Source organism: Clostridium sp. AF27-2AA, assembly GCF_003478505.1.
Lineage (GTDB): Bacteria > Bacillota > Clostridia > Lachnospirales > Lachnospiraceae > Brotaphodocola.
Genome location: NZ_QUFI01000006.1, coordinates 87,292 through 105,677 on the forward strand (window position 1 = coordinate 87,292; position 18,386 = coordinate 105,677).

Annotated in this window: 10 protein-coding genes; 3 read left to right on the forward strand and 7 right to left on the reverse strand. The window is 48.9% G+C overall.

Annotated elements, in window-relative coordinates; translation table 11 throughout:
- From pth to DWY84_RS05215, 7 genes are all read right to left on the reverse strand, one after another.
- Positions 1-576: an aminoacyl-tRNA hydrolase gene (gene pth / locus DWY84_RS05185; protein WP_118531447.1), complete on the reverse strand. Its 576-nt coding sequence runs from the start codon at positions 574-576 to the stop codon at positions 1-3.
- A 4-nt stretch (positions 577-580) separates the two neighbouring features.
- Positions 581-1,840, reverse strand: coding sequence for an AAA family ATPase (locus DWY84_RS05190; RefSeq protein WP_118531449.1), 1,260 nt, complete (start codon positions 1,838-1,840; stop codon positions 581-583).
- A gap of 180 nt (positions 1,841-2,020) precedes the next feature.
- The gene (locus tag DWY84_RS05195) at positions 2,021-8,794 is read right to left on the reverse strand and encodes a doubled motif LPXTG anchor domain-containing protein (protein ID WP_118531450.1); all 6,774 of its coding nucleotides are present in this window, start codon (positions 8,792-8,794) and stop codon (positions 2,021-2,023) included.
- A 192-nt stretch (positions 8,795-8,986) separates the two neighbouring features.
- Entirely contained in the window at positions 8,987-10,327 is a 1,341-nt protein-coding gene (locus DWY84_RS05200) for a BTAD domain-containing putative transcriptional regulator (RefSeq protein ID WP_182434916.1), read from the reverse strand.
- A gap of 168 nt (positions 10,328-10,495) precedes the next feature.
- The gene (spoVG, locus tag DWY84_RS05205; RefSeq protein WP_118531453.1) at positions 10,496-10,777 is read right to left on the reverse strand and encodes a septation regulator SpoVG; all 282 of its coding nucleotides are present in this window, start codon (positions 10,775-10,777) and stop codon (positions 10,496-10,498) included.
- A gap of 110 nt (positions 10,778-10,887) precedes the next feature.
- Positions 10,888-12,009 (reverse strand): glucose-1-phosphate adenylyltransferase subunit GlgD, encoded by a 1,122-nt coding sequence (glgD, locus tag DWY84_RS05210; protein ID WP_118531454.1) that lies wholly within the window; start codon positions 12,007-12,009, stop codon positions 10,888-10,890.
- Positions 12,006-13,280 (reverse strand): glucose-1-phosphate adenylyltransferase, encoded by a 1,275-nt coding sequence (locus DWY84_RS05215; protein WP_118531455.1) that lies wholly within the window; start codon positions 13,278-13,280, stop codon positions 12,006-12,008. Before DWY84_RS05215 ends, glgD begins: the two co-directional genes overlap by 4 nt.
- A 334-nt stretch (positions 13,281-13,614) precedes the next feature.
- Between DWY84_RS05215 and asnS the strand changes: the two genes are divergently transcribed.
- The 3 genes from asnS (at position 13,615) to DWY84_RS05230 (ending at position 18,096) form a co-directional block, all read left to right on the forward strand.
- Positions 13,615-15,006: an asparagine--tRNA ligase gene (gene asnS / locus DWY84_RS05220; protein WP_118531457.1), complete on the forward strand. Its 1,392-nt coding sequence runs from the start codon at positions 13,615-13,617 to the stop codon at positions 15,004-15,006.
- A gap of 118 nt (positions 15,007-15,124) precedes the next feature.
- A complete protein-coding gene (locus DWY84_RS05225; RefSeq protein ID WP_118531458.1) occupies positions 15,125-16,195 on the forward strand; it encodes a metallophosphoesterase in 1,071 nt (356 codons plus the stop codon).
- A 2-nt stretch (positions 16,196-16,197) separates the two neighbouring features.
- Positions 16,198-18,096 carry an AAA family ATPase gene (locus tag DWY84_RS05230; RefSeq protein WP_118531459.1) on the forward strand — a complete coding sequence of 633 codons (1,899 nt, stop codon included), beginning with the start codon at positions 16,198-16,200 and terminating at the stop codon, positions 18,094-18,096.
- The last annotated feature ends 290 nt before the right edge of the window (positions 18,097-18,386 follow it).

Below are 18,386 nucleotides of genomic sequence, written 5' to 3' on the forward strand. Positions count from 1 at the left end.
TTACTCCGCTTTCTTTTTCGCGTTATAGTGGTTCATGGCCCGCTCCGCTCCGGTGGTCATCATCATGACCGCAGCCTCAGCCGCCTCGCCAAACGCCTCATCCATAATCTTCTGCTCCTCTGCGCCAAAACGGCTCAGCACATAATCTGCCAGATCCATCTTCGGCGGCTTCGCGCCCACACCCACCTTGATGCGTGGAAACTCCTGGGTTCCCAGGTGCGCGATAATATTCTTAATGCCATTATGCCCGCCGGCGCTTCCCTTTAACCGGATGCGCAGCTGCCCCGGATCCAGGCTGATATCATCATAAATGACAATGATGTCCTCCGGGTCGATCTTGTAATAATCCACCGCCTCGCGGATGCTCTCGCCGCTCAAGTTCATGAAGGTCTGGGGCTTTACAAGAAGCACCTTCTCCCCCTCGATCACACCCTTGCCGCACAGTGCTTTGTGCTTGCGGTCGCTCACATCAATATTATATTTGTCCGCCAGCACATCAATCACTGAAAAGCCGACGTTATGTCTCGTTTTCTCATATTCCCGTGTGGGATTGCCAAGTCCTGCAATTAAATACATCTTTTTATCCTTCCTTTTCCTTAGACCACTCCTGTATCCGGGTGATATAAATCTCCCGCACCGCCCTATTCGGAAGGGCCAGACGGTAAACACTATTCACTGGTTTTCCGACCCATGTCAAATAACCGATTAGAAGCAGCGCACTCCATAAATTGTCAATGCTCTGATCAATTTCATCATATGTTAATTCCAGACATATTTCTTTTTCCACGGATTCCCCTGCAATCAGTCGTTCCATTTCATCACGCGTTGTCTTATCTGCCCTGTTCACAAACCGCTTCACCAGATCATTCCCGCTGGTATTGATCCAGTAGGATTGCGGCTGCGCCCCCGGTTCTCCGCGAAGCCTGTCCACATGATTGATCACATCCCAGGGACAATAAACATCTGCACCGCCAATATGATATCCATCGTACCATTCTTTTGTTTCCGCCTGATGTTCTTCCAGGTGATACGTCTCCAACAATTCTGACACTTCCTGTTCCGTAAAGCCAAATTGTTCATCAAAACGGGCATCCGTAATAGAAAGTACTTTAAAATTATTCAGTCCTGTAAAAATACTTTCCTTCGATACCCGCAGGCATCCCGTCAATACCGCAAACTGCAGCGCATCATTGGTTTTCAAAGCCTGTCCGAATAGTCCACGGATCAGGGAAACCATTTCCTTATAATAACCATGCTGGAATGCTTTGTCCAGTGGAACATCGTATTCATCAATCAATATTATTGTTTTCTGTCCGTAATGCCTGTACAAAAGCTGTGACAGTAGCTGCAGACTGGACACAAGAATTGTCTCATCCATAGTATAACGCCCATGGTCAAGCGAACTCAGGGCCTGATATCTGCTTTTTTCATTTTCAGAAAGCTTTTTGCTATCTGACAAAAATAAAAAGCGCTCCGCTTCCGCAGCAACCAGTTCTGTCAGGCGATACTTTGCATCTGCAAAAGTAAGACCATCCACATTCTTCAAAGAAAGAAACACCACCGAAAACTTTCCCATATAGGTATTGCAAAGTTCCTGATTCTTTGAAATGTCCAACCCGTCAAACAAAGAACGATCTGCTCCAATTTCAAAAAAGCAGCGGAGCATACTCATATTCAAAGTCTTTCCAAAACGGCGCGGCCTGGTAAACAGATTCACCTCTCCCCACTGTTCCAGAAGCTGCTCGATCAATGTGGTTTTATCCACATAATAAAATCCATCTTTCCGGATTTTCTCGAAGCTGTCTACCTCCACCGGCAATTTTAATAATGACGATTTCATGGCTCACATTCCTTCCTATGCTGCTTTCTGTAAACATGGTTTTTATGAATATAGAATAGCAAAATTCGGAATGTATTGCAATGAGAACGCTTCGACAAACTTTAGGGTACCAGAAAAGCGCCGGGAGCATTTCGCTCCCAAGCGCTTTCGCTGTATTACTTATGGCTGAAAACGATTCCATTACTTATCATCTTCGCGTTTCTTGCTGACTGCCACGAATGCCGCGAGCATCATGCTGGACAGGAAGAGTACCAGTCCGCTTGCTCCGCTCTGACCGGTCTTCGGAAGTGCCGCTAACGGAACGTCCTCATCATCGATCACAAGCAGATCAGCTGCTCCATCTTCGTTCGGCAGGTTTGCTAACGGAACTGCATCCGGGTCAATGGTTACGGTTGTTGCTCCTGGGCCGCCGGACGGTGTAGAACCGTTGTCTCTCGGGCCAGAAGAACTTCCGCCACCTCCAGAGGAGCTTCCGCCACCTTCGCCGCCATTATTGTTATTGCTGTTACCAGTAATCTCTAAGCTTCCGTTTACATATTCAATATCATAGTTAGAAGCTTTTCCTACCGTAAACTTTGCATCTGACGGTACATTAGAAGATTTACCAGGCTGTAACTGAGAACCTGTTACTTTTACAGTTCCAATTACATCTCCACCTACAAGTCCAGTATTTTCAGTTGCTTTCTCCACGCTCCAATTACCACTAACAAGTACGGTTCCGTCATACTGTTTCTTATCACTTGCTGCCGTAATTGTTACCTTACGCGGATTAATTTTTAATAAACCAGTGTCTGTTGCATTTACTGTAAACTGTTCAGTTACATCCTGCCCATCACTGTCTTTTACAACTGCTGTTCCTACAATCGTGGTCACATAGCCATTTCCTGTAGGATCTACATCCGTTTCAGTTCTGCTGCAACTCAGGCCTTCTACAGTATAGGTCTTCCCTCCAAAAGTTAACTTATCATAAGTAACTCCGGATGCCGTCTTAGCAGTTCCATCGTATGTATATTCTCTATCCGGTGCATTTGCCGTAATCACATACTTGGTGCCACGATCTTTAACTTTAAGAGTTCCGTTTACATAGCTGATCTGATAGTTCGTTGCCTTGCCGCTTGTAAAGCTTGCTTCTGACGGTACGTTGGATGAGCTTCCCGGATATAACTGGGAACCAGTTACCTTTACGTCTCCAATCGTATCAGTTCCTACCAGGCCGGTAGTTTCTGTTGCTGCTTCTACACTCCAGCCTGCATTGGTAAGAACGGTTCCATCGTATTCCTTCTCATCACTCGCTGCCGTTACTGTTACCTCACGCGGGTTAATCTTCAGAAGGCCGGTATCAGTTGTATCAACACTAAACTGACTTGTTACATCATTGCCAGCACTGTCTTTTACAACTGCCGTTCCTACAATCGTGGTTTCATATCCTGCTGGATCCGCATCTGTCTCTGTTCTGCTGGAACTCAGACCTTCTACAGTATAGGTCTTCCCTCCAAAAGTTAACTTATCATAAGTAACTCCGGATGCCGTCTTAGCAGTTCCATCGTATGTATATTCTCTATCCGGTGCATTTGCCGTAATCACATACTTGGTGCCACGATCTTTAACTTTAAGAGTTCCGTTTACATAGCTGATCTGATAGTTCGTTGCCTTGCCGCTTGTAAAGCTTGCTTCTGACGGCACGTTGGATGAGCTTCCCGGATATAACTGGGAACCAGTTACCTTTACGTCTCCAATCGTATCAGTTCCTACCAGGCCGGTAGTTTCTGTTGCTGCTTCTACACTCCAGCCTGCATTGGTAAGAACGGTTCCATCGTATTCCTTCTCATCACTCGCTGCCGTTACTGTTACCTCACGCGGGTTAATCTTCAGAAGGCCGGTATCAGTTGTATCAACACTAAACTGACTTGTTACATCATTGCCAGCACTGTCTTTTACAACTGCCGTTCCTACAATCGTGGTTTCATATCCTGCTGGATCCGCATCTGTCTCTGTTCTGCTGGAACTCAGACCTTCTACAGTATAGGTCTTCCCTCCAAAAGTTAACTTATCATAAGTAACTCCGGATGCCGTCTTAGCAGTTCCATCGTATGTATATTCTCTATCCGGTGCATTTGCCGTAATCACATACTTGGTGCCACGATCTTTAACTTTAAGAGTTCCGTTTACATAGCTGATCTGATAGTTCGTTGCCTTGCCGCTTGTAAAGCTTGCTTCTGACGGTACGTTGGATGAGCTTCCCGGATATAACTGGGAACCAGTTACCTTTACGTCTCCAATCGTATCAGTTCCTACCAGGCCGGTAGTTTCTGTTGCTGCTTCTACACTCCAGCCTGCATTGGTAAGAACGGTTCCATCGTATTCCTTCTCATCACTCGCTGCCGTTACTGTTACCTCACGCGGGTTAATCTTCAGAAGGCCGGTATCAGTCGTGTCAACTCTGAACTGATTTGTTACATCATTGCCAGCACTGTCTTTTACAACTGCCGTTCCTACAATCGTGGTTTCATATCCTGCTGGATCCGCATCTATCTCTGTTCTGCTGGAACTCAGGCCTTCTACGGTGTACGTCTCTCCTCCAAAAGTTAATGTATCGTAAGTAACTCCGGATGCTGTCTTGGCTGTTCCATCGTATGTGTATTCTCCATCCGGTGCATTTGCCGTAATCACATATTTAGTACTGCGATCTTTAACTTCAAGAGTTCCGTTTACATAGCTGATCTGATAGTTCGTTGCCTTGCCGCTTGTAAAGCTTGCTTCTGACGGCACGTTGGATGAGCGTCCCGGATATAACTGAGAACCAGTTACCTTTACGCTTCCAATCGTATCAGTTCCTACCAGGCCGGTAGTTTCTGTTGCTTTTTCCACACTCCAGCCTGCATTGGTAAGAACGGTTCCATCATATTCCTTCTCATCACTCGCTGCTTTAACTGTTACCGGACGCGGCTTAATCTTCAGAAGACCAGTATGAGTTGATTCCACAATATATCTTCTGCTGTCATCAATCTTTCCAACCGCATTTTCCGTAAATGTGGACGCATACTCTGCTGCATCTGTTCCGTTTGCTACAGCTGTTATCCTACTGAATACTACTCCAGAAACAGAGCAGGTATAACCATGTACATTTTGTTCATTTCCATTATAAGTCTTCTCATCACTATTGGCAGTCAAAATTACGTTCTTATAATAGTAGAAATTAATAATATTGGCTTCGGAACCAAGCGTTAAAGACTGCGGTGTATTGATAGCCGTATAACCTTCAGCCTCAACAGGTACTTCATCATTTATGACATCACCAAAATGCTTACCTGTTACTGTTTTTGATTCTGCCACAGAAGTTGTAGTTCCTGCCCAATAATAATTTACTGTGTAGGATACTTCTTTCGGAGTCCACTTTGCCTTAAAAGTAACATTATTATCTGGCATCATGAATTTTTCATTAGCTACATAAACATGAGAATCATCATCCTGACGATCCCAGCCATTAAAATCATAGCCTGTTTTTGTCGGAGTTGTGCCAACTACATATACATTTGAATCTGCATTTTTAAAATATGTACTTGGAATATTCCAACTTCCACCATCCAAATCATAATTTACATTATATCCAGCAACATACTTTGCGTAAAATTCTTTATTCGCACGCATTGCATATGGGAAAGATATTACGTTACCTGTAAACTGCTCGTTATCATACCAACCTACAAATGTATAGGTAACGCCATTTTTTACTTTTGTATCTGGATAAGCTGCCACTGTAGTAGCAGTCGGTGCTGTTGTATCTCCGCTACGATATGGGCCAGACTGCTGTACTGATTGGAAACCAGTCTCGCCAGCATCTTCCACATAATAAATTGCATTGTAAAAATCTTTAACTACAATACGAACTTGACAATCAACATGCTTATCTGGATTAGAACTATTATTTCGTGAAATTTTATATGGTATTAACGTAATTGACTGAATATCATCTTTCGTTAACGTGACACCATTATACTTACTTTCAACACTTCTTTTATATGCATTAAAAATCGCATCCCAATGAGAACCATATTTGTTCTTATCAATAGTCCATGTGGATCCAGTAGATCCATCTGGCCATGTAAGAACTCTATGTGTCGGGCTATACATATTTTTTCCAGAATCTACCCAAGTGCCGCCGGTTACTGTAATAGTTCCTGTTCCGATGCACTCTCCCCATTGATCTCTAGCATTAGATTTAGGATCGCTAGTCGGTGTTTTTAAATAATAGAACAACGCCTTATCTGTTGACTGTGTCGCAGGTATTACCGTAATTTCTTTCGTTTCTGTATAAACTTTAGCATCAACAAAAGAAGTTGCATGCACCGTCACAATGGCGGTTCCAGGAGCAACTCCCGTCACATTTCCAGTATTATCCACTGTGAGAATTGCTGTATTCGAAGATTCCCATTCTAATGAAGAAGCTGCAGACCCTACTGGTTCTGTTTTTGCAGTCAACTTGATACTGTCAAATGCTTTCACCGTATCTTCACCGGTTAAGGTCACTCCAGTGATTGGATCTGCGGTAACGGTAATGGTCGCCGTATCCTCTCTAGGATTCCCGCCCCAATAATTATGATAAACATGGGTGATCGTTGCAGTTCCGACTCCAACCGCTGTTACCGTAGCAGTCTGTCCTCTTCCGGTCACCGTCAAAGCGCTCTCATTCGAAGATGACCAGCTTACATAATACCCGCTCTTGTCACTTTCAAGCGTCTGTGTCTGACCAATCTTCATAGTAGTATTATATTTTTCAATAGAAGCTGCCATAACACCACTCGATGCTGTCACCGCATAAATCGTAAAGTGCTCTGCCTTGAATCCAACTTCTTCTACAGCCTCACCCTCTACGCTCTGCTCGCTTACGCTCTCCAGCTTCAGCTCGCTGGCCTCTACTGCTTCTGCCTTTTCTGCAGTCAGCTGGGTCTTGCTGGTGTCGTCTACGGCTACGATCTCTACTTTGTCGGAGATCTCAGTCATTTCCTGAATCGGAGCGCCAGTGAAGGTTACGTCTACATAGCCGTCCTTGGACCAGCTGTTGCTGAGCTTCTCTCCATTATAAAGAAGGTTGATGTCGTATGCTAATACCTTGTTGAATTCCGCACCCTCGGACTCGCTTTCCATTTTCTCTTTGATGGTGTCGCCAAGTGCCTCGGTTACTTCGGTTGCGTCAAGCTCGGTGCCTTCCGGAATGATGCCTTCTTCTGCGTGCAGTTTGATGGTTACGCCATCGCTGCCCACATAGGATGCGTTGAATTCCGGATGTGCCACGTCTGCAGTCTCTTCCAGTCTTGCTACGATCTCCAGATCTTCGCTTACTTCTTCTACTGCGTAAACGTGTGCGTATTTCTCCAGGTTGGATGCGCTGGCTACGCCTGCTGCGTCTACTTCTTCCAGTTCCTCGCCGTTGGCGGTTACTTCGGTGATCTCATAACCCACCTGCGGGTCTACTGCGAAGTACAGGGTCTCGCCCTCGTTTACGGTATGAGCGCCCTTGATTGCTGCTGCGCCTACCGGGTCTACAGAGTAATCTACGTTGTACTGGCCTTCTACTGCTGCCTCGCCAACCAGATCTTCTGCCTTCACTGCATAGGCTCTTGCGTTTGCGCGTCCCCAGATGGTTACGGTGTTGTATGCCTTACCTGCCAGCTCGCCCATCAGTTCGATGGAATCGTCCTCCAGGAACTGCTCATCGCCATCAAAGTCAACTTCGCTGCTGTCACCATTGTTATCTGCCGGATTCTCAGCCGGAGCCTTGGTTTCGTCGTTTACAAGCTCACCGTCTTTGGTCTCGTCAGCCACGGTCTCACCGTCTGCGGTTTCATCTGCTGCGGTGGTCTCGTCTGCCTTAGACTCATCTGCTACGGTTTCTTCGGTCTTATCCTCAGCAACAGTCTCTTCTGCCTCGGTGGTCTCCGGAATAGCCTCGGTTTCCTTTTCCGGAACCTCAGCCTTATCCTCGGTCTCAGCCTCAGTTTCTTCCTCAGTGCTGTCTGCTAAGGTTTCCTCAGCCACTTCTGCGCTGGTGCTTACGCGGAATACTTCTTTTGCGGAGATGGATGCAGTTGCGCTTCCCTCTTCTGCCTGAAGCTCTTCCTCTGCTGCCGGTGCTTCGGTCTCAGGCTCAGCTGCTTCGGTTTCTTCTGCAGTCTCTTCAGCCTCTGCCTCGGTCTCCTCTGCTGCAGTGGTCTCGTCGGTCTCAGAAGAATTCTCAGCGCCGGTGGTTTCCTCGGTCTCGCCGCTCTCGGAAGCGTTCTCGCTCTCGGTTACGTCTGCCTTGGTTTCTTCCTCAGTCTCATCGGAACCGTTCTCAACAGTCTCAGAGGTTTCGCCTTCCGGCTTTACAACCTCTGCCTGCGGCTTCTTTTCATCGTCCACCATGGTGGTGCCGCTGTAGTCTTCCGCGTTCTCCACGCCCTCTGCATCTTCGATGTTGGTGGTGTTCGGATTTACGGTGACACGTGCAGTTTCATATCCACTTACGTTTGCGCGGAAGGTTACTGCCATGTCGCTCTCATTGATGAACAGGAATACCACATCGTCGGTACCTGCGTTGTAGAATACCTGCAGATCTGTATGCTCTGTCGCATAACTGCTGTCGATATCTACATCGAGCTGATATACCTTTCCGGCCTTGCTTCCTATTAACTTTTCATAGGAAGTTTTCAGGCTCTTCTGTTTTGCCTTCAGCTCTAATGAAGAAAAATCAAACACATCTCCGCTTTCCAGAGCGGTGCTGATCGCGTCTTCCAGTTCACTGCTGTCGAGCAGGAACAGAGAGCTTGTTTCTTCGCCTGCCGCAAACGCTACGGTCAGGTTCGTGCCAAAGTTGGTTACAACCATGGCTACGGTCAGCATAAACGCCACGATGCGTTTATACTCGTGCCTGATGACTTTTTTCAGGCCCAGTGTTTTCGCTTCGAGTCCTTTCATACTTCTCTCTCCTTTTCCCTTTATTTTGGCTATCTGAACGTGAATAAGAACGTTTTCCAGACAATGATTTCATTGTCATGTTCAATATACGCTTTGGGGCGTTACGTCAGCTGTTACTTTCCGCATTTTCTCTGGATTTTTTTCTCATTTCTTCCACATTTTATGCCCGTCTCTGCCCTTCTTAACGTTTTCTTAATTCTCGCTTTCCGGAACATGTTCTCCGGTATTTTCTGTTACCGGTTCTTCGGAGATTTCCAGCTCCTTGACATTCTTTCCCATGTTCTTTTTCAGGCTGTCTCCGGCAACAGCCAGAGCCGGTCTGCAGGCATAATAGACATCAATCTTCTTTCTCCGGTTTGCTGCCCGGAAATTCTTGCACACGCGGTCTGCCGCGATGTGGCATCCCTTCTGGTCTGTGCTGGTTACCAGTACCAGGAACTGGTTCTTGCCGTAGCGGGTATACAGGTCTGAGCGGCGCACGGAACGGATGATCGCGCGCTCCAGTCTCTGCCGTACCTCCTCCAGCTGTTCAGAGGATTCCAGCGGCTCGCCTTCCCGGTCAATAAGGGTAAAGAGTACCAGATGCGCTCTGGTATCTTCACGTCCCAGCACCCAGACAATGTAACGGTAAATGTCGATGAAGGTCAGGTAATCACAGCGGGTCGCGCCAAACACGTTGGGATCCGGTTTTAAGTGCTGCTGGATCTCCTCGATGTTATTCATCTCGTACTGGATCATGTTGCGGATGGCCCGGTAATGCTCCATCATCTCCTCTGACATGCGGATGCCATATTCCTGCTGGGATTCCTTGGCGATCTGCTCATAGTATTCTACCGCTGTCTGGTAATCCTTCATGGCGGTCAGGCATTCCAGCTTGACCAGCTGCCACTCCTCATAGGGATAGCGGCTGAGGGCCTGCTCGCAATAAGGGAGCAGCTCCTCGTAGCGGTTCTGTTTTTTCAAGAGTCTGGTGAGTTCCCGTAAGACCTTGAAGTAAAGCTCCTGATACTTCCAGTTCGCGGCAGATACCCAGTCATCAGCGATCATCAGCGGCAGGAACTCGCCCTTGTAAAGGCCGCAGGCCTCCTCCAGAAGCTCCACCGCTTTGACCGGGTCCTTTTCCTCCAATGCTGCCATGACCTGTTTCTGGAACACTTCTACGTCCAGCTCCACATCTACGTGATCCGCTGTCCACATATATACGCCGCCCTTTGTGGAGATATACTCTCCATCCGGCAATCCGGCGGCAATCAGGCTCTTTCTCAGGCGGAAGATCATGGCCCGCAGGGAATTGGCTGCCTGCTCGGTATCACTGTCTCCGTAAAGCTGCTCCAGAAGGCGGATCCGGCGGATACCCTCGCCTCTGCTGTAGATGAGAAGCATCAGCAAATGGAGCATTTTACTGCTGAGGCTCTTGCCCAGCAGAACCGGCTGCCCATGGTAAGTCATGCTGAAGCCTCCAAGCATCTGAATATAGATCACGTTTTCCATTACTTCTGTATGCAAATTATCATGTACTGTTGTCTTTTCCATAACGAATTCCTCCCTTGTGCCCTTAATATAGCAATCTTGTGCCCAAGATACAAGCACTTCGGCAGAATTGGTCAAACCTCGACAGAATTGGGATAAAATCAGGCCAAAAATGTAAAAAACGCCCGGCAGCAATTCTCTGCCAGGCATCTTCAGACTTTCATTATTTGTTTATGCCAGCTCTTCCTGCTGGTCCTCCAGTGCCGCGGTCGCGTAACGCTCCAGAATCACGGACTGGATCATATCGCGGGTTCCCGAATTAATCGGATGTGCGATATCACGGTACTCACCATCCGCAGCCTTGCGGCTCGGCATGGCAATGAACAATCCTTTCTCGCCTTCGATGACCTTGATGTCATGAACAACAAACTCGTTATCTATGGTAATGGAAACGATTGCTTTCATTTTCCCTTCTTTTTCGATCTTTCTCACTCTCACATCTGTTATTTGCATGTGGAAACCCCTCCCCCGTTCTTATGCGGCAGTCCGGAGACAGACGAAATGCCCACCCCGGTCAGCCGTCTGCGTGTTTTCATGATGTCATAAGCGAATACTCCACACTGTTACAGCGTATAGCGCTCATTCTTTTCAATAACAATCTTGATATCATCCGGCGTACCGATATAGGTGGTATTGGCACGGATCGTATCGCGGCTCTCTACGATGCAGTTCTCAATGACGGTATTGTCACCGATGTAAACATCGTTCAGAATGATAGAATTCTTGATCACGCAATTGTTTCCCACATATGCTTTCTTAAACAGAATAGAGTTCTCTACAGTTCCGTTGATGATGGAACCGCTGGAGATGAGACTGTTTTTAACCAGGGCACCCGGATTGTATTTTGCCGGTGGAAGATCATCCACCTTGGAGTATACATCCGGATATTCCTTGAAGAAGTAGTTGCGTACTTCCGGTTTTAAGAAGTCCATGTTGGTCTTGTAGTAAGAATCTACAGATGCAATGTTGCTCCAGTAGGAATCCAGCTTGTATGCGTAGATACGTTTTAAGTTCTTATAACGTACCAGGATATCGCGTACAAAATCCACACGGTCTTCTGCGGCGCAGCGTTCGATGAGTTCGATGAGCTGGCGTCTGCGGATCACATAGATACCACAGGAGATGGTGCTAGAGGTGGATACCATAGGCTTCTCGTCAAAGTCGACGATGCGGCCGTCATCGTTCAGTTTTACCTGGCCGAAACGGGTGATATCCTCTGTCTCTGGCATGTCCTTGCAGACTACGGTGATATCTGCCTTTTTCTCAATGTGATATTCCAAAACCTTGTTGTAGTCCAGCTTGTAGATACCGTCGCCGGCAGCAATGACTACGTATGGTTCATGACTGTTCTTTAAAAAGGAAAGGTTCTGGTAGAGGGCGTCTGCGGTGCCGCGGTACCAGTCGCTGTTCTCTGCGGTGATCGTCGGGGTGAATACATAAAGTCCGCCCTGTTTTCTTCCGAAATCCCACCACTTGGAGGAGCTTAAATGCTCGTTTAAGGAACGGGAGTTATACTGGGTAAATACTGCCACGTTCTGGATATGGGAGTTGCTCATGTTGCTGAGCGCAAAATCAATGCTGCGGTAGCTGCCTGCAACCGGCATTGCGGAAATCGCGCGCTTGTTGGATAATTCCCGCATTCTCTTACTGTTTCCGCCTGCTAATACAATACCAATCGCTTTCATCGTACGCCACCTGCCTTTATAATGTAGTCTCCGCTTGCCAGTGCCCCGTCGGTGTAATCCTCCAGAGTGGTGACGCCGGAAATTGCGGTATTTTTACCGATCTTGACATGGTCCGGGATCACGCTGTGCTCCCCAATGGTAACCAGGTCGAACTGGTAAACCTTCGGGTCGTATTTGCTCGGTGCGTACTCGCCCACACCAAGCTCGGAGCCCTCGCCCACCGTAGTATCCTCTGCCACGATCGCTTTGTTCACTTTTGCGCCTGCTTTGATATGACAGTCGCGCATGATGATGGAATCGTGTACCTCTGCCCCCGGCTCAATGGTAACGCCCGCGCCAATGACCGAGTTGGTAATGGTTCCGTGTACCTCGGTTCCCTCACCGATGATGCTTCGGTCAATCACCGCGTCTGCTGCCACATACTGCGGCGGGATGATATCGCTCTTGGTATAAATCTTCCAGTATTCCTCATAGAGGTTGAACTCCGGAATGATATCGATGAGCTCCATGTTTGCCTCCCAGTAGGAGCCGAGGGTTCCGACATCCTTCCAGTAGCCATTGTACTCGTAGGCAAAGATGCGCTCCTGCTTCTGATGGCAGTATGGAATAACGTGTTTACCGAAATCGCAGCCAGGCTCCTCAGACATGGCAATGAGGGCTTCCTTCAGTGCCTTCCAGCTGAATATGTAGATTCCCATGGAAGCCAGGTTGCTGCGCGGATGCGCCGGCTTCTCCTCGAACTCGGTGATACGGTTATTCTCATCGGTGATCACGATACCGAAGCGGCTTGCCTCTTCGATCGGCACCGGCATACATGCGATGGTGACATCTGCGTTATTTGCTTTGTGATATTCCAGCATAACCTCGTAATCCATCTTGTAGATGTGGTCGCCGGAAAGAATCAGAACGTAGTCCGGATTGTAGCTTTCCATGTACTCCAGGTTCTGATAAATGGCGTTCGCAGTACCGGTATACCAGTCACTGCCCTTGCTCCGCTCGTACGGCGGAAGAATGGTAACTCCTCCGACATTACGGTCTAAGTCCCACGGAATGCCAATTCCGATGTGACTGTTCAGACGTAATGGCTGATACTGTGTTAAAACGCCAACTGTGTCAACGCCAGAATTGATACAGTTGCTGAGCGGAAAATCGATAATTCTGTATTTGCCGCCAAACGATACTGCCGGTTTTGCGACTTTTTGCGTTAATACTCCAAGGCGGCTGCCCTGTCCCCCTGCCAAAAGCATGGCAATCATTTCCTTTTTAATCACGTTATCACCTCGCTGTAGTGTTTTCTTGTGCCTACTATTATACCACGCATTTCAGAGAAAGTGAACAAATAATTGTATTATTTTCAATATTTTTTGTACATTTTCCGACACTTTTTGCGTAATTTTTACATTTGTCAATATATGGTATATTGGGAATTGGGTAACACAATTTATGGATTTTGTCGTACTGCTTCCCGGGCAGAGCCGAAAATACGCGTATTTCGATATTTTTCTTGAATCACTTTATAAAATGAAGTATAATCTTGTTTAAGTATGCAAATAATGATATATCTGTTAAAAGATTGAAAAGAATGCAGATCAAAGGAGAAGTATTATGGATTTAGTTACTGTAAGAGAACTGTATAAAAATCGGGAAGCTTACCTGGATAAAGAGGTTTCCATCGGCGGCTGGGTGCGCAGCGTGCGTGCTTCCAAGGCCTTTGGCTTTATCGTAGTCAGCGACGGAACCTATTTTGAGACCCTTCAGGTCGTTTATCATGACAACATGGCAAACTTTGCCGAGATCAGCAAATTGAACGTAGGCGCAGCCATCATCGTAAAGGGTACCCTGGTTGCTACCCCGGACGCAAAGCAGCCATTTGAGATCCAGGCTTCTGAGGTTGCTGTAGAAGGCCCGTCCGCTCCGGACTACCCGCTGCAGAAAAAGCGCCACACCCTGGAGTACCTGCGTACCATCACCCATCTGCGTCCGCGCACCAACACCTTCCAGGCTGTATTCCGCGTACGTTCCCTGATCGCATACGCCATCCACCAGTACTTCCAGGAGCGTGACTTCGTATACGTTCACACCCCGCTCATTACCGGAAGTGACTGTGAGGGCGCAGGCGAGATGTTCCAGGTAACCACCATGGATTTAAACAACATCCCGAAGACCGAGGACGGTGCTGTTGATTTCACCAAAGATTTCTTTGCGAAGCCGACCAACTTAACCGTAAGCGGCCAGTTAAACGGCGAGACTTACGCCATGGCATTCCGCAACATCTACACCTTCGGACCAACCTTCCGCGCTGAGAATTCCAACACCACCCGCCATGCCGCAGAGTTCTGGATGATCGAGCCGGAGATGGCCTTCGCTGATCTGGACGACAACATGGAGGTTGCCGAGGGCATGTTAAAATATGTCATCCGTTATGTTTTAGAGCACGCTCCGGAGGAGATGGCATTCTTCAATAATTTCATCGACAAGGGCCTGTTAGACCGTTTGAACAACGTCGTAAATTCCGAGTTCGGCCGTGTGACCTACACCGAGGCTGTTAAGATCCTGGAGGAGCATAATGACCAGTTCGACTACAAGGTATCCTGGGGCTGCGACCTTCAGACCGAGCATGAGCGCTTCCTGACCGAGCAGATCTTCAAGAAGCCGGTATTCGTGACCGACTACCCGAAGGAGATCAAGGCCTTCTATATGAAGATGAACCCGGATGGAAAGACTGTTGCCGCAGTAGACTGTCTGGTACCGGGCATCGGCGAGATCATCGGCGGCAGCCAGCGTGAGGATAACCTTGAGAAGCTGACCGCGCGCATGGACGAGCTGGGCTTAAAGAAGGAAGATTACCAGTTCTATCTGGATCTTCGCAAATACGGTTCCGCGCGCCACTCCGGCTTCGGTCTTGGCTTTGAGCGCTGCGTCATGTACTTAACCGGCATGGGCAACATCCGCGACGTCATCCCGTTCCCGAGAACTGTAGGCAACTGCGAGCTGTAAATCAAATAATCCAATCCCTGCGTGTCGCTGACACGCTCCGGATTCGCAAAAACCTATGCGGGTATACTGTGCAGAACGAACTGCCGGCATACCCGCATTGCATTTTAAGGAGAACCCTATGAAATTTATTCACATTGCCGATGTCCACTGGGGCATGAACCCGGACAGTGACCGGCCCTGGAGCCGCGAGCGCGCCCAGGCCATCCGTGACAGCTTTGCGGAAGTCGTGCGGCAGGCCAGGCTGCGGGACGCGGACTGTCTCTTCATTTCCGGGGACCTGTTTCACCGCCAGCCGCTTCTTCGTGACTTAAAGGAGGTCAACTACCTCTTCTCCACCATTCCCGGTGTGCGGGTGGTCATCATTGCCGGAAATCACGACCGCATCCGCTCCAATTCTGCGCTGATGAGCTTTACCTGGTGTCCCAATGTCACCTTCCTCATGTCCGAAGAATTAAGCTCCGTCTACTTTAAGGACTTAAATCTGGAGGCGCACGGCTTCTCCTATCACACTGCTGAAATCAATGAGGCACGGTTAAACGGCATCAAAGCACCGGACGATGGCCGCATCCATGTGCTGCTGGCCCACGGCGGCGATGCCTCCCATCTCCCGCTGGATAAGGGGAACCTGGCCCACACCGGTTTTTCCTATGCGGCACTGGGACACATTCACAAGCCGGAGCTGGCACCGGATTTTTCCTACGCTTATCCTGGTTCCTTAGAGCCGCTTGACAAGACCGAGACCGGCCCTCACGGCATGGTGGTGGGCGAGATTCAGCCGGCATCCGGCCAGGTCATTTCCCTGGAATTTGTTCCGGTGGCGCGCACCCAGTACATTCCGCTGGTAGTCCATGTCACGCCGTCCACCACCAACGGCGAACTGTGTGACCGCATCACCGATGCCGTAAAAGAACGCGGCATGGAACATATCTACCGGTTCCGCATCCGCGGCATGCGTGACCCGGACATCACCTTTGACTTAGAGCCGTTAGAGCGCCGCCTGCAGATTGTGGAGGCGGTAGATGAATCCGAGCCACAGTATGATTTCTGCCAGCTGTTTGCGGAGCATCCCAGCGACATGATCGGTTTTTACATTCAGGCGTTCCAGAAGGAGGATCCCAGCCCGGTTGAGAAGAAGGCACTGTATTACGGGATCGATGCTCTGCTGCGCACAACAGACGAGAGGAGTTAATCATGCGGATACTGGATTTACATATTGACGGATTCGGCAAATTCCATGACCTCTCCGTCTCCTTTGACAAGGATCTGAACGTGGTTTACGGCAAAAACGAGGCCGGAAAATCCACCCTGCACACCTTCATCCGCTGCATGCTCTTCGGACTGGAGCGTGGACGCGGACGTGCAGCCCGCGCGGACCTTTACAGCAAATATGAGCCATGGCAGAACAAGGCCGTCTACGGCGGCCGAATGCGGGTAGAAAAGGACGGTGTCATCTACCGTCTGGAACGGAATTTCCAGAAGGATCAGAAAGCTTTCGTGATCGTGAATGAAACCGCAGGCAAAGAAATCGAGCCCACGAAAGGATTCATGGACTTTCTTCTGGGCGGACTCACAGAAACCGCCTACAACAATACCATCAGCATCGGCCAGCTCAAATGCGTGACCGAGGGCGGCATGGTAACGGAGCTTCGAAATTATATTGCCAATATGAATACCACCGGCAACCTGTCTTTAAATATCACAAAGGCCACATCCTATTTAAAGAACCGCCGGAAGGAATTTGAACGCCAGCTCACTCCAGAGGCAGCCCGCACCTACACCGCGCTGCTGACCGAGATCAAAAACATTGAAAAAGAGATTTCCGCGCCGGAATACGAGAACCAGCTCCAGACCTATCAGGATCTTCGTTCCCAGGTAAAGAACCAGCTTTCCGAAAAGCAGACTGAGCGGGAAACGCTTCTTCAGAAGATTGCCAAGGGGCGGCAGGCACTGGATGGAGCGCAGTTTACCGATGAGGCCTCCATCCACGCTTATCAGGAGAACGCCCGGAATACCTACGCCCATTATAAAGAGGTAGCCGACGCAGCCTCCCGCAGGGGGCGGTCCGTCCTTCCGGTCATTATGCTGGTGCTGGCTGTTTTCTGCGCGCTGGGAGCCGGAGCACTGGGATTTCTCAGCTCCCAGACCTTTGATCCGGTTGTTTTCGGAACCGGCGCACTAATCTCCGTATCCACCGGCGTGGCCCATTATACTGTGGGACTCATCTGCGCTTTGAGCGCTGCTGCCGTCTTCTTCTTTGCGGTGGGACTCATCTTCTTTATGAAGAACCACAGTTTAAAGCAGGAGCTTTCCATGACGGAAAAGCTGCTGCAGGAGATTTTTTCCCGCCATCTGGGAGATTCCTCCATTTCCGGGGAGGCCATGACTGCTTTTGAAAGCCGCATGGAAGAATTTGTCCGGTTAAGCCAGGTACTGGAACGCTCTGAGCAGTCTGTACAGGAGCAGGCATCCGAGATCAATGCGCTCCAGGCGAAAGAAACCGACTGTGACGATGCCATCTCCCGCCAGCAGAAGGCCCAGTGGGAGCTGGAGAAAAGGCTGGATCATCTGGCCCACTGCAAGGACCAGACGGAATCCTTAAAGCAGGTGCTGGCAGAGAATGATCGGATTCGCGAGGAAATCACCGCCATTGACCTGGCACTGGAAACCATGACGAAGCTTTCCGCCACCATCCGGGATTCCTTCGGACTATATCTGAATAAGACCGCTTCGGAACTGATTTCCGGCATCACTGGCGGCATCTACGACAGCATGAGCGTAGATGAAAGCCTGAACGTGTTCATGAACACCCGCACCCGCCTGGTCCCGGTGGAGCAGGTATCCAGCGGCACCATGGACCAGATCTACCTGGCCCTCCGCCTCGCCGCCGCCAAGCTCATCCAGCCGGAAGGCGATTACATGCCGCTGATCTTTGATGACAGCTTCGTGCTGTACGACGAAGACCGGCTGCGCACCGCGCTGAAGTGGCTGAAGAAGGCATATCCGGGACAGATCATCATCTTCACATGCCACCAGAGAGAAGCACAGATGATGACCGCAGACCAGATTGCGTATCATCTGGTGACGATGTAGAATTTCAATTTAAGTGAATAGCTAATAAGGTCCGAAGTTCAGGGCCTACTATGCAGAAACGCAGCACTAAGTGGAATTTTGTACTTCGTTCACTGCGCCGCCTATTGTCAGACCTGCGACCCAAACTCACACGCTTCGCGTGTTCAAACAAGGGTCTCCGGTCTGACGCTATGCTCGCTCACGAAGAAAATTCCAATGTGCTGCTAATTCTGCATAGTAGGCCCTGAACTTCTAGATTACTGGCTGCACCACAATATAAAACTCTACCTCTAAATAATTTTACTTCCGGC

Bases quoted from the DNA above. Each gene is read 5' to 3' on its own strand.
- DWY84_RS05190 (WP_118531449.1), bottom strand. From the start codon at position 1,840: ATGAAATCGTCATTATTAAAATTGCCGGTGGAGGTAGACAGCTTCGAG.
- spoVG (WP_118531453.1), bottom strand. From the start codon at position 10,777: ATGCAAATAACAGATGTGAGAGTGAGAAAGATCGAAAAAGAAGGGAAA.
- DWY84_RS05195 (WP_118531450.1), bottom strand. From the start codon at position 8,794: ATGAAAGGACTCGAAGCGAAAACACTGGGCCTGAAAAAAGTCATCAGG.
- asnS (WP_118531457.1), top strand. From the start codon at position 13,615: ATGGATTTAGTTACTGTAAGAGAACTGTATAAAAATCGGGAAGCTTAC.
- DWY84_RS05200 (WP_182434916.1), bottom strand. From the start codon at position 10,327: ATGGAAAAGACAACAGTACATGATAATTTGCATACAGAAGTAATGGAA.
- pth (WP_118531447.1), bottom strand. From the start codon at position 576: ATGTATTTAATTGCAGGACTTGGCAATCCCACACGGGAATATGAGAAA.
- glgD (WP_118531454.1), bottom strand. From the start codon at position 12,009: ATGAAAGCGATTGGTATTGTATTAGCAGGCGGAAACAGTAAGAGAATG.
- DWY84_RS05225 (WP_118531458.1), top strand. From the start codon at position 15,125: ATGAAATTTATTCACATTGCCGATGTCCACTGGGGCATGAACCCGGAC.
- DWY84_RS05230 (WP_118531459.1), top strand. From the start codon at position 16,198: ATGCGGATACTGGATTTACATATTGACGGATTCGGCAAATTCCATGAC.